Source organism: Hahella sp. CCB-MM4 (genome assembly GCF_002260525.1).
GTDB lineage: Bacteria > Pseudomonadota > Gammaproteobacteria > Pseudomonadales > Oleiphilaceae > Hahella.
The window spans coordinates 1-13,211 of record NZ_MRYI01000008.1 but is presented as its reverse complement, the minus strand read 5'-3'; the positions used below and the strand labels follow the sequence as shown (position 1 = coordinate 13,211).

The window sequence follows — 13,211 nt, the reverse complement described above, 5'->3', positions numbered from 1 at the left end:
AGTCTTACAGTCGGTAGTTGCATATGAACATCATCTATAGGTGGCTCTCCCATACCAGTGTCGTTGTCCGAATTATGGTTCTGGCAATGTTCTCGATTATCGTCTTTGGTCTGGCATTGTTTTTCACGCTTAACGCTGTCACGGATGTTAAATCGGAAAGCCTGGAGCAACTCACCAAAGCCAACGCCCAGGAAACCCTGATCCAACAACAGGCGCAGCTCATTCACAGCCAGGCGGATACCCAGTTGCTGCTGCAAAAGCTGCAACAGATTCAGAAGTCCTATTCCGATATGGTGTTCTGGTACTTCGATGGTTCGGTATCTCTGTTTCCCGATTCAGTTAACCGTGCCAACGAGTCAGCCAACACTCTTTCTTCCAGTCTTGAGCAACTGAAACAGGACTCTTCACTCAGTGGAGATGTCACCAATATTCAGGAGCGGCTGGCCAGCTATAGGGAGTTCATGGACCAGGCCATTCAATACTACATGGTCGGGAAAAATAATCTGGGCGGCTCCGAAATCTCGGAGGCGAAGATTGAAATCGAAAGCATGAACGAAAGCCTGCTGAAGATCGGTCTTAATCTGCAGGACCGGTTGAATGCCTCCAATGAAAAAATCCAGAACTCGCTCAAGCAGACCCAGGCCGGTAGTGAGAATGTCGCCAACTCCAGCCAGCAGAACACTGCCAGAATCGAGGAAATCCAGAGTATCATTCTGGCAATCCTGGTGATCTGCGTTCCTATTACCATCGTGGTCGCCTTGATCATTGTTTTTTCTATCACCAAACCTCTGCACGGGCTGCGGGACAGATTAACCGTGATCGACCGCAAACAGGATCTCACCCAACCTCTGGAGCTGGAGTTCAGAGGCCGGAACGAAGTCAACGATATGGCGGATGCCACCCGGAATGTGATTACTCATATTCGGGACACCCTGGTCAGCGTGGGAGACGTTGCGAGTCAGTTGATTGAAAAGTCGGAGAAGGGCCTGAATCTCAGCCAGCAAACCCATGAATCCTGCATGGAACAGCAACGCCTCACGGAAACCATTGCCGCAGCCGCAACAGAACTGGGGGCAAGTTCAGAAGACATTTCCAACACGGCTAAATCCGGTCTCGATCTGGTGGAACAACTCGATCAGAAAACCAATAGCGGCAGAGAGGATGTCAACAACACCGCCGCCGCCATTCAGCAGTTAGCGGAGCGCTTTGAAGAAGCGGAATCAGTTGTCAACCAGCTGGCCGAACAAAGCCTTTCCATTGGCGGCGTACTGGATGTGATTAACAGCATTGCCGAACAAACCAATCTGCTGGCACTTAACGCAGCGATTGAGGCCGCCCGCGCAGGTGACCAGGGGCGGGGGTTTGCGGTGGTGGCGGACGAAGTCAGAACGCTGGCTGTACGCACCGCAGAATCCACCCGGGAAATCCAGAACATGGTCAATCTCCTGCAAAAGCTGGCCAATGACGCGATCAAAGCGTTGGAAGAGAATCGAACCCAGATGGAAAGTGGTGTTATGCTGTCCAGACAGGCCAGTCAGTCTCTGGAGGAGATCATCCAGGATCTGTCCCATCTGGTGGAACGTAATCAGGCGATTGCCTCCATTACCCAGGAACAGCAACAGGCGGTGATTGGGGTCGATCAGGAAATAAATAAAATCAATGAATTATCAATCGGGGTTAAGGACTTTGCGGCGAATTCCGCCGAGGTTTCCCAGTTGATCAGCCGTCTTTCCGAAGACCTGCAAACACAACTGGCGCATTTTACTTATCGTTGACGATAGTTTCGTTAACCGGATATTTACCTCAAAGCAATGAACACGATAAACCTACACCAGGCACTGGCGGGATTGCCAATGCACCTGGTTTTATTTGCACTACTTCTACTGCCCGTTCAATCCAGCGCAACCAAGATTGAATTTGTTAATTTCCTCATCCCCAGTGGTGAAGGTGGAGGCTGGGATACCACCGCCAGAGAAGCAGGCGATGCCCTTTTGGCATCCAACCTGATTAAGAAAGTCAATTATGAAAACCTGGTGGGCGCCGGAGGCGGACGAGCCATCATTGATATCGTTGAACATCCAGACCGACACACCGATACGTTAATGGTGCAATCCACCCCGTTACTGTTGCGCCGGTTAACTGGGACCATTAAATACGGATTCCGCGATATTACGCCTGTCAGCATCATGATCACGGAATATCAGGCAGTAGCAGTGCCGTTTGACTCAAAATACCAGTCCATTAACGAGCTGGTTGATTCAATACGAATGTCTCCGGCAAAACATCCGATTATTGGCGGGTCTTCCTACGGCAGCCTTGACCATATTTCCATTGAACTAATTGCCAAGGCAGCCGACCTCCCCTCAGGCAGTATCAGGTACATTGCCTCCGATGGCGGCGGCGAAGCCATGCACTTGTTGGAACAGGGGTACGGTACTGCTTTGGTGAGCGGAATTGGCGAAATGCTGGACGCTTATCAGGCGGGTAAGATCAGAATCCTCGGTGTTACCAGTCCTGCACGTCTGCCGGAACTCCCCGAAGTAAAAACCTTTATCGAGCAAGGCATTGATGTGGAGTTTGCCAATTGGAGGGGCTTTTTCGCCAGCCCAACCATTTCCAGGAAAAAGCTTGTACATTGGAGATGGATGTTGGAACAGTTGAACGACACGGAAACCTGGCATGATGTACGCCGACAACACTTTTGGTCAGAGAAATTCCTGCACGGGGACGAGATGATAAAGTTCCTTGAACAGCAGGAAAAGCAGCTAAAAATCGCGTTGGATCAGCTGAAGCTCTAGCTGTCGGCTCATGTTCATTAAAGGGGGATATATCCCCCTGACCGTTATCGCTTTGAATCCGCCTCCTCTTCCTCATTGCTTTCTTTTACTCTACATTACAGCTCTTCCGCTTCACCTCGGTCATAGAATCAAGGAGAGTTAACACCATGGAATCCCCTGCCAAAGCCCTCCCCTCGGAAGGATATGCCCTGGTTGCAGCAGTGATGACCTCCCTAACCTGGAGCCTGACCGGAATATTCGTGCGTCTGCTCCCTCCCATTTCACCGCTGACGATTACCGCCGGGCGACTGTTCATTGCACTACTTGCAATGATCCCCCTGATGTTATTGGCTTCCGGCCCTCGCGGTGGATTGATCTCTGCACTCAGGCATCCCTCAGCTTACCTGTTGTCGTCATTTCTGGTGGGCTACTACTTCCTGGCAACCGCCGCATTTCAATATGCGCCTGTTGCTGAAGTCACCCTGCTGCTGAGTACTCCTCCCCTGTTTGTTTTGTTCTTCCGGTGGCTGAAACGGGATATACCTGCCCGCACCGAACTGGCGGGAGCGGCGATGGCAGTCGCAGGTATGGCTATTATTATGGCTCCTGGTTTTTCTGTAGAGAGCGGCCTCTCCAGCACGCATTTATATGGAGACGCAATAGCCACTTGCGCTGCCGCGTTAACCGCTTTGTATGCTTTTATATTCCGAGGTTTATCTGAGCAGAGCCGGGCACCGGAGTCGACAGGAGTATCCATGTTGACCTTCATTGTCGGCACCGTCCTGTTAACGGCGGCGATGGCAGTCACGCCACTTCCCAGTGGCTTGAACAGCATCCAGCCTGACTCCGTTGTCATATTTTTAGGCCTGGGCATCCTATCCACCGCAATTCCCACTCTGGGCTTTGCACTGGCTTCAAATAAACTGCCCGCAGTGGTGACGGCCACCATACCCTTATTCGTGCCCTTGCTTGCCGGACTCATTGCCTTTGTCGTGTTGGGCGAACACTTATCAGACTATTTTGTCATTGGCGGCATGCTGGTTCTTGCGGGAGTGGCGTTGATCATTCAACGCAACAGGCGTCCGCCAATGACAGTCAATGCAGCCAATATCCGAACAGGAGGTTTTCCGGATGAGTGATCGTACCTTTCGAATGGCTCTTATCGCCACAGCCTGTCTGTTCTGTGTCTTTTTTTCGATAACGATCATCCCGCCGCTTGCCAGGGATTGGGACATCTTCGGTGCTTTTGCTGCTGGATTCGTCAATCCCTTTGCCGCGGGCTACTCTATCGACGTCATTCTCTGTTGGGTAGTACTGGCAATCTGGATTATTCACGAGAAAACTACCCGGCAGATCAGGTACGGCTGGGTATGCTTGATACTTGGCATTATCCCTGGTGTCGTGGTTGGCCTGGCCACTTATCTGATATTGCGTTCAGCTGCTTTTCAGCCAAAAACACAAAAGTAAATGGAAACACAGGAATCAGAATATCTGCCCTAACCTCGGTACTAAAAAACCAGACGTTGAAAAAGCCAATAAGCACCAAACAAGGCGATATTTCCCGAAAGGAAGCCAGCAACAGCCCTTCCCTTTTGCCATCGAAATAGCAGATATACCGGTACCAGAAACAAGGCAACCAAAGCGAGTTGACCCAACTCAACTCCGAGATTAAAGAAGAATAATCGACCGACAGCCGGTATGCCGTTTCCAAGCTCAATGAGCATGTAGCTGAACCCCACGCCGTGAATCAGGCCAAAAACAGGAATAATCACAGACCGCCACTTCAGCATGGATTCTCCATGACGCATCACCAGAATATTCTCTATCCCTATTGCCAATACGGTGAGAGCAATCAAGGGCTCTGTTACTGATGGGAATAACAGGATGACTTTGAAATAAGACAGCGCCAAAGTAATGGAATGCGCCACTGTAAACAGGCTGATCCAGAGCATCCAGCGCTTCCAGGATACGGGAACCAATAGCAAAGCAATCACAAATACCACGTGGTCAAGCCCTGTCCAGATATGCTCCATCCCCATCCAGATAAATCCGGGATCAGCCCAGTCAGGTTCAGCCGTCCCCAGGCGGCTGAAAGGATTGGAAGAATCACCGGCAGCATTGGCGTTATCGCTATTTTCCAACTCTTTGATCACATGGTTGGGATCATCAGCAAAGAAACTTCCACCAAGTTCCGATTTCCATTCCTGTAAAAGCTTCGCGACAGGAATGGATAGCTTATTCCGGTCGAAAGCGAACCGGGTTCTCATCTGCTCGCCAGCCATATAAACACGACTGTAATTGCGGTGGCCGCGCCATTGCTCTGTAAACAGAGAATAGTAAATATCAACATCATCCAGTCCCTGAGGACATTCAAACACCATGGTGTATTGATAGGACGCGATCTGTTCCAGATCTATTGAATGCATTTCCTGCAGATGACAATTCCTTTTGCGAGAATCCACATGCCATCCCCGGGACACAAGATCTGCATAGTAATCAGGCGGAAACACCTCTTCCGGACTGTTTTCATCTGAGCCTGTTTTTTCGGTGCTGCTTTTTTCGGTACCTGCTTTGTCACCTTCTGATGTGCGGATACGATCATCGGGGCCCTGCTCAAGCTCGATCAAATTATCACTGGGCAATGTATAGATAATTTTGATGCCGGGCTCGGCAATCTGGATCGAGGTATCAGTGAATCCCACCAGATGCGCCTGAGCTTTGCAGACAAACAACAGGAGGAAAACGATCAGCTTTTTCATTGCATTATCTCACCTGCACAGCGACCGCTGTGCAGGAATCTGGACAAACTTAACGGCGCGCTCTGGCACCACAGATACCAAGAGCAACAACCATGAATGCCAACGAGGCTGGTGCAGGCACTTCATTGACATGCAGAGTCAGGGAAGTACCAAAGTCAGCGATATCCGACAGATAAAACAATCCCTGGTTGGGAGAGGACAAGCTATCGGATACGATACCTAGCGACAGATCTCCGGCACTGAGCACATGAAAGTACAGAGTCCCGAAGAACACCTCGGACTGCCCCAGATCATCAATGCCCGGAAAATTGGATGCGGCAACATCCGTATCTGCAAAGAAGTCCGAGTCATCATCCCACAGACTGGAAATATCCCGACCGGAAAATTCCAGGTTGTTGGAATCAAACAAAAGATCGAAGCCAAAACCGGACAATACATCACCGGAGAAAGCCCCTTCGAAAGGGTCCTTGAGAATGACATCAATCCCGATGGTATCCCCTACGAATATCTGCTGCTGATTTGGCGTGAGCGTGATCAAGCCGGCATTCGCAAAGCCGACACCAAAGACACTCAGACTAATGAATAATGCCACCTGCAGAAAAAACTTCACTTGTTTCATTTTAAACCTCAATACAAACATCTCTGCTGTGCAGAACTAAATTGGGAAAGGCAGCCTGAATTCGGCTACCTGTTTTCATCGTGTTTATTTAATCGATATGGAATTCAATCGATATGGAAGATGGTTTCAGTTAGCGCGATAGAGGGATAACCAGAGACGGTAATCCTGCATGCTGACACAGCCATCGCTGTCCAGATCCGCCGCAGTTTGATAACCGGCATCTCCTTCACAAAGGCCAAATGCCTGTCGCAGCTGATTGCGGTCAGACAGGTCAAGAACCCCGTCCCCATTGACATCACCTTCCACAGAGGCAGGAACGACCGAGAACGAAACTCTTGGTGTCACTTCCTCATAACCGTCATTGGCAAGTACCACTGCGAAATAGTCACCAATTGGCAGACCGGAGAATTCGGCAGAGCCTTCATTACCGTTCAGGTATTGCCAGGCAGTGGAACCTGTCTCTCCCGGTGTATCGCCGGATTTGTATATTCCGATCCAATCCTTGGCATTACCGGGAGTCGACGACCATGACAGGGAAACACTCTCTCCTACATCAACCGGATCTTTGGCTACGGTGAGCTGTCCCAATACCGGCCCATCGCCACAGCCGTTAATATTACCGACGACAAAACAGGCCCGGTTGGATACCTGGTCGTAGGAATCATTGGTATACATGGCGAGAAAATACTCACCGACGGGGAAATCCTGGGTGAAGGTCACGTTGCCGGTTACAGCGCCATCGAAGTACAGATACGCCACCAGCTCACTTCCTGTCTGCCCGGGAATGGCACCTTTTTCAAACACGCCGATATAGTCTTTGGGGATCCCCGGACCTCCTGAGAAGTAGACCGTGACATCCTCGGATTCCTCAAACCGGGTTTTCGCCAGAGTGACTTCTGCAATCTCTTCACCGACGGAGAAGTACACTCTGTCAGAAACTTCTGCATAGCCGTCGTTGATAAAGAATGAGGCAAAGTAGTAACCCTTGGCGAGCCCACCAAAGGTTTCGCTGCCACTTTCCGCCGGAGTGTACTTCCATAACGTTGAGCTTTGGCTGCCGGGTGTATCGCCTACCCGATAAATACCAATCCAGTCTTTGCTGCCCGCGCCGGAACCGCTCCAGCTCAGAGTAACAATGTCATCCTCGGCGTAATGGGATTTGTCCGAGCTCATGTCAACGACCGGCCCGACGTAGAAGTTCACCCTTTCGGCGATTTCGCTATATCCGTCATTTTCAAAGAAACCGACAAAATATTCGCCGTCCTGCAATCCATCAAAGGTGACAGTTCCGCTGGGAGTGGGAACATACTTCCACTGGGTTGCCGCAGTGCCCTTGGGGGTCTGGCCTTTGCGGTATATACCGATCCAGTCTTTGGGATTGCCGCGGCCACCGCTATAGGTTACCTCAATGGATTCGCCACTCTGGTAACGGGTTTTGGCTAGATCCAGTTCAGGATCGCCGTCACTACTCCCCTGCACTGAAAATGCCACGGCATCAGACCACTCAGACCACTCGGTATTGCGGTCACGATGGCGAACCCGGATAAAGTAATCTCCGTTTGCCAATCCATAGGCGGGTATCTCCCAATTCAGAATATTCACCCCTTTGTGAATATCGACAGGCTCGTACAGAGGAGCGCCGGTGTCGCCGAAGATGTTTTCATAATCGCGGATACGATCGACTTTCAGGTTTTCAAAATTACCATCGCTGGCAATCTGAAACTGGGTGCTGTTGAGCTGCTCAGCATCCAATGAGCCAAAAGGTGTGCTCTCAAAGGTATAAGGCAGTTGAACGGGTGCTTCAACCACGTTCTTGATGGCCGGTTTCATGGGTGCGCCACCATCAAGCTTACGATGAAAGCTGTCAATTAACCGGCTGTGATAATTAAAGCCTTCCGTTTTGTAGATGATCGGATGAGCTTCTGAATAGGTTTCTACCGACATTTCCCGGTTAACTATGTCGATATCAATAACCTGCCAGGCCCAGTTGGAAATCGTTTTCTGCACATCGTCAAAGTCTTCTTCCGTGGACTGCCCCCAATACTGATCCCAAGCTGTTCCACCCGAAATCATATGGTAAGTGGGCCATTCCCGGGTCTGGCCTCGGGCGTACAGATGGTGATGACCACCAATATTCAAAACGTGTTTGCGGGTACTGGACAGAATACTCATCCAGCTTTCACGTAAGGTTTTGGAGATGTCTCCGACGTATTGTTCCGCCTGATAGGGATGGTGAAGCACACTGATAATCCAATCCACGGAAGTATCTTTGTCCGCTGCTGCGACAACCTGGGTCAACCATTGTTGCTGAATGGCATCCGCCTTCATGCTGTTCATGTGCACAAACAGCACCCGGCCGATCTGATAGGCGTAATAACTTTCGTCATCTGCGCCCTGGATCCCCTGATAGCTCAGGCCGTCATATATGAAATGGGCGCTATAGTTGGCCAGGTTACCGTCGTAATAGTATTCATGATTACCAACTGTCGTCATGATCGGCAGATAGGGAGACAAGGCTGCAGACTGGGCAAAGTGCAGATTTTCGTAGTGGTCAAGGGTACCCACGTCCACCTGGTCACCATCATTGAGTATGAGGTTGATGCTCTCCTCCACCGGTGTACCATACATAGACTCAAGTTTGTTCTTGGCGGCATTGACCAATTGTTCGTAGCGGTTCTCATTACGAATCTGGTGATCCCCCATCACTAAAACACGCACATGACCGTTATCAGTCCCTTTTACCGGCGGTGTTTTAAAACGATAGATACCGGAGATATTGCTACCGGTTCTGGCGCGATAGTAGTAGAGAGTATCCGGTTGGAGTTCCGTCAACTGTACACTGTGGTAAAGGTAATCAGTTTTCAGAGACTGGTAACCGCCACTGACGGTTTGATTCAGAGACGTTTTACTGGTCCCATATTCTACGACAGTGTCAGTGCCGTCAGCTGTCTTCCAAGACACCCAAATAGATGTTTCAGTGGGTGATTGCAGGTAGGGAGTAATTTCTGCCTGAGCAGCTCCTCCCACCATTAACATGAATATCAGAACAATCCAGACCGACCGGCTGGAATGTCCCTGTTTTAATTCCGGTTTCATACCGCATGCTCCGAGTAGTTTTTTTGCGGACGCCATTGGATCATCGTGTTATTAAACTTAAGTGACCTTTTTATGAACGTCGTTAATTTTTTGTCATTTGGGAGCTATACATTAGTCTAATCCCTCGGCATGACGACCATATGAAGCCACCTTTACTTTCCATATCAGGTTGATTAATCTGGACGGGCTCTGGCGGAGCTGAAAGGAAATCTTCACTCGCATACCGGTTACTTTGAAGTTATCCCTAAAAATAAGTGCTCCTTGAATTGAACTTTCCATAAGCTAAACGATTGGAGAACTTACATGTCTGAAATTCAAATCCCCCTTCCTGGCGACCACCCACAGAAAGATACGAATGACTCAACTGTCTCAGTAGAAACCGGCTATGCCTTCTGGTCAGAGAGCTATGACAGCTTTAGCAATCCCATGACCTATCTGGTGGAAAAACACCTCGCCGATTTAGTTTCTCATGGGGCACATGACATCAGCCCGGTGCTGGAATTGGGATGCGGAACGGGCCGAAATCTAGAGCACCTGATGCAGATGGGCGCGTCCAATGGAGTCGGGGTCGATATCTCAGAGGAAATGTTGGCGATTGCGCGAAAACGTCTTGAGGGTACAGAGATAACTGTTCAGCGACATGATCTGAGCAACGGACTCCCCCTGAACGACGAGTCCTTCAACACTATTTTGATCAGTCTGGTTCTCGAACACATTGAAAATATCCAGCCTGTTATTGCCGAGGCCTCACGGATGCTGGCCCCTAACGGACAGCTGGTAATCTTCGAGATTCACCCCTATCAACGCCTGAATGGCAGACGTGCTCACTACAAGGATGAAAGTGGAACAGACCGGTTTCTTCCCAGTTACCCTCACCTCATCAAAGACTATGTTCAAGCAGCCCGGCAGGCCGGTCTGATCCTTGACCGGTTAGAGGAATATCAGGGAACACCGGAACTGGTGAAAGAATTCCCCAAACTGGCACGCTATGGAGACACCCCGATCGTATTGGGGCTCCGCTTCCGCTGTTCGGAATAGTAGAGAAGCAGGAACACCAGTTCCGGAAAAAGCCAGCACCGGAACACCCAAATAAAAGCCCTTAAATGGAAGCCCAATTTCGAAATAACACTCGGGGTCTGACTCTGCGAGTCTGACCCCACTCTACACCCTCCCTCCGACGGATGTTCATTCATGGAGCAAGGGCTGTCCTAAGGCATATGAACCCGAAACGATTGGTGACGAATTGGCTCTCAGATTTGTCAGCCCGTCGCCATAGAAATGTTGTCATTGTTGCATTAGCCAATAAACTGGCTCGGATTGCTTGGGCAATGCTTTATCAACACAGAAGTTATGACGAGCATTATCGAGTGGTTTGAACAAATTGAATGTTGACGTCGCGTTGTGTGTGGGAAGGTCAAATTGATGGCAAATCGGTTGAACCGTAATCCGAAAAATCTGGGCTTAACATCGTTTTAATAGAACGTCCAAATGTTTAGAATCGGATTGGCGGAAATCATCAGGGACATAGACATGGCAGTATGGCAAAGTCCGAATAGATGGCTGCACAACCAATTAATCAATGGATCTTCTTGCAACAAGTGGAGCGTCCATAGATGTTATGTGATTCAAGGATGACGTGTATGAGATTCCCTAAAAGAGATATGTCAATTGAACACCCAATCCCCGAGGTATGGAAGAAGCCGTTAGAGCAAGTAGTTATAGCGATGAGTAATGATGACTTTGAGTTATCGAATTGTGTTTTAAATGCTCGATTGCAGTCAGACGATATCGCTCAGCTGAATAGGTCTAATGTATTAGGTTATGGCTGCTCTTTAGAGCCTCTATCCGAAGAGGTTTGGGAAACATCGCGTTATCAATGGATGGGAGAATATTGGGAAGTAATCGTTGATCTCTGCACAAAAGAAGAAGGGGTTAGTGATCTCGCTTTATCATGTCGAATTTTTTCAGTAGAAAATGACTTCAGGTATGAAATTGGGCTTGTATATGTTCCGTAGTTTATACAAGCATTCACATAATAAGTTGCAGCACTTCATCTGCTGCGCGGCTCGGACCTCCAAAAGCTACGCTTTTTCCGGCCGGTGTGCAAAGCGTTACACGATATGTTGAATGTCATAGACTTTCTTGGAAAAGCCTTCACTGCAGAAGAAGATGGTTCCTTCATACGAACTACCATAGAAGGTGATGAAGGGCATGGTCTGTATTCCCATCACATCGAAGCAAGAAATGGGCTTTGGCAAATGAATTTGGATGGCAATGGTGTGGTTCAGACCATTTTTCTTCAGGTTGATCCGAAGTCCTCTTTGCCTTTCGGTCTTGAAGCAGGAATGGCGCCAAGAGATGTATTGGCTCGTTTCGGAATCCCAGACAAAAAAGGTGACGAGCAAGTGAATAAACTTCTGGGTAAGTATGGTCCTTGGATGCGTTTCGACCGGGAGGCTATGAGCATTCATGTTGAATTTCACGCAGATTCACACTTGTTAAAGCAGATTACAATTATGCTTCCGGAGGTTGCACCATAATTTCGTGTAACAAGTCACAGCAACGGGTGTCCTTGTCAGGACACCGATGTGCGAAGCTTTATACGCAAGGAGAGTCATGAACGAAAATGAATTCTGGAGCATTATCGGAATGCTCAACTGGGAAGAATCAGGAGACGACGAAGCTGTCGTGGAGCCGGTCGTAGACTTGTTGTCACAGAAGTCGGACGAAGAAATATTTCAATTTGAAGAGATATTGGCTCAAAAGCTCCACGCATTAGACACCAAAGCCCATGCGAAAGAGATAGGAGAAGACGCCTATGTCAATGAGAAAAAGTACTTTTCTGTAGATAGCTTTCTTTATTCTAGGTGTGTTGTAGTAGCCAATGGTAAAGAGCTTTTCCAGCATATCTTAGAGAACCCAAAGGAGTTCCCTAAAGATATGGAGTTCGAGGCCATACTGTACGTCGCGCAGGAAGCATACGAGCAGAAAAATGATAAAGAGTGGGAGTATGTCTCCCCAACAGATTATGAAACTTACAAAAATATCAGTGGCTGGCAGTAAGCGTATAACAAGGCCAGGCACAATCGCCCCTGCGGGGCTGGATCTCCGCACTGCGTGCTCCGGCCTGTGCTGGCGGCGTAATACGAGGAAGGACTTCAATTTATGACTCAGGATTTGGAAGCTCCACTATTTGAAGGTTTCAAAAGCATCTATTTCGAATCTACTCCTGAAGAAACCGTTTATCCTGGAATTGTTTCTATTAAATGGAAACAATTTGAATCGGAGCTTAAAGAGTTTATCTTGGATAAGATAGCATCGGCAGACTTAAGTCGTTTTAAGCGTTTTTGCTTTGTGAGTTATGGCTGTATTGCCTACCCAAAAGAAAGTGTTGAGGTCGAGTTTAGATTGTTTGGATTAACGGAGTCAGGCGTAATTCCATGTGACGAACCCTATGAAAATACGCCAACCGGCTATTTACAGCTAGCCACCTCTTCAGATTGGAATCGATGGGGCTCCTTCGTTCATATGTTAAATTCTGCAGACAGAACCCCTGATGACCGTGACTCTATCTGGCAGGAGCAAATGGAAGAACAATACAATATATGTGCGCTTAAAGCATTAAGGTCAATTGCAGAAGAGCGCGAAGTCTTATTTTATTCCGGTTTTTGGGGAGAGACCGGAGAAGAATGGATAAATAGGGCAAATGATTTACCAAAAAATGTATAACCATGCGCTGAAAAAGACGCAAACAACTACGCGCTTATTAGCTAAGCGTTGAGGCTGTAGAAAAACCTCCCACCCGAATCAATTTTGCTATGCTGGCAGTATATAACAAGGATCTGTTGCCATGCCCAAGTTTAAGCCCTACAACTATGACCAGCACTCCATGGTGGTCATCAATTATCAAGACCAACTCCAGCCCGGCACTTTCGAATACGCAGTTCACTATCTGATCGA

General features: G+C 48.7%; 12 protein-coding genes. 9 read left to right on the top strand and 3 right to left on the bottom strand.

Annotated features, from left to right (window positions below):
• The first annotated feature begins 23 nt into the window (after positions 1–23).
• The 4 genes from BTA51_RS14885 (at position 24) to BTA51_RS14870 (ending at position 4,244) form a co-directional block, all read left to right on the top strand.
• Positions 24–1,775 (top strand): methyl-accepting chemotaxis protein, encoded by a 1,752-nt coding sequence (locus BTA51_RS14885; RefSeq protein ID WP_094708552.1) that lies wholly within the window; start codon positions 24–26, stop codon positions 1,773–1,775.
• A gap of 36 nt (positions 1,776–1,811) precedes the next feature.
• On the top strand, positions 1,812–2,798 hold the full coding sequence (locus BTA51_RS14880; protein WP_094708550.1) for a tripartite tricarboxylate transporter substrate binding protein: 987 nt from the start codon (positions 1,812–1,814) through the stop codon (positions 2,796–2,798).
• Positions 2,799–2,944: 146 nt separating this feature from the next.
• Positions 2,945–3,916, top strand: a complete 972-nt coding sequence (locus BTA51_RS14875) for a DMT family transporter (protein WP_094708548.1) — start codon at positions 2,945–2,947, stop codon at positions 3,914–3,916.
• Positions 3,909–4,244: a DUF2834 domain-containing protein gene (locus BTA51_RS14870; protein WP_094708546.1), complete on the top strand. Its 336-nt coding sequence runs from the start codon at positions 3,909–3,911 to the stop codon at positions 4,242–4,244. Before BTA51_RS14875 ends, BTA51_RS14870 begins: the two co-directional genes overlap by 8 nt.
• Positions 4,245–4,285: 41 nt before the next feature.
• Here the strand turns inward: BTA51_RS14870 and BTA51_RS14865 are convergent, their stop codons facing one another.
• The 3 genes from BTA51_RS14865 to BTA51_RS14855 form a co-directional block, all read right to left on the bottom strand.
• Complete coding sequence (locus tag BTA51_RS14865; RefSeq protein ID WP_094708544.1) at positions 4,286–5,536, bottom strand: HupE/UreJ family protein; 1,251 nt, start codon at positions 5,534–5,536, stop codon at positions 4,286–4,288.
• Between the two features lie 49 nt (positions 5,537–5,585).
• Complete coding sequence (locus BTA51_RS14860; protein ID WP_094708542.1) at positions 5,586–6,155, bottom strand: hypothetical protein; 570 nt, start codon at positions 6,153–6,155, stop codon at positions 5,586–5,588.
• 126 nt (positions 6,156–6,281) lie between these two features.
• Positions 6,282–9,251 carry a fibronectin type III domain-containing protein gene (locus tag BTA51_RS14855; protein ID WP_094708540.1) on the bottom strand — a complete coding sequence of 990 codons (2,970 nt, stop codon included), beginning with the start codon at positions 9,249–9,251 and terminating at the stop codon, positions 6,282–6,284.
• Between the two features lie 303 nt (positions 9,252–9,554).
• Here BTA51_RS14855 and BTA51_RS14850 point away from each other — a divergent pair, with 303 nt between their 5' ends.
• The 5 genes from BTA51_RS14850 (at position 9,555) to BTA51_RS14830 (ending at position 12,980) form a co-directional block, all read left to right on the top strand.
• Positions 9,555–10,289, top strand: a complete 735-nt coding sequence (locus tag BTA51_RS14850) for a class I SAM-dependent methyltransferase (protein ID WP_094708538.1) — start codon at positions 9,555–9,557, stop codon at positions 10,287–10,289.
• Between the two features lie 602 nt (positions 10,290–10,891).
• On the top strand, positions 10,892–11,266 hold the full coding sequence (locus tag BTA51_RS14845; protein ID WP_094708536.1) for a hypothetical protein: 375 nt from the start codon (positions 10,892–10,894) through the stop codon (positions 11,264–11,266).
• A 105-nt stretch (positions 11,267–11,371) separates the two neighbouring features.
• A complete protein-coding gene (locus BTA51_RS14840) occupies positions 11,372–11,791 on the top strand; it encodes a hypothetical protein (RefSeq protein WP_094708534.1) in 420 nt (139 codons plus the stop codon).
• 76 nt (positions 11,792–11,867) lie between these two features.
• Entirely contained in the window at positions 11,868–12,314 is a 447-nt protein-coding gene (locus BTA51_RS14835; protein WP_094708532.1) for a DUF4240 domain-containing protein, read from the top strand.
• A 102-nt stretch (positions 12,315–12,416) separates the two neighbouring features.
• A complete protein-coding gene (locus tag BTA51_RS14830) occupies positions 12,417–12,980 on the top strand; it encodes a hypothetical protein (RefSeq protein WP_094708530.1) in 564 nt (187 codons plus the stop codon).
• Positions 12,981–13,211 lie beyond the last annotated feature (231 nt).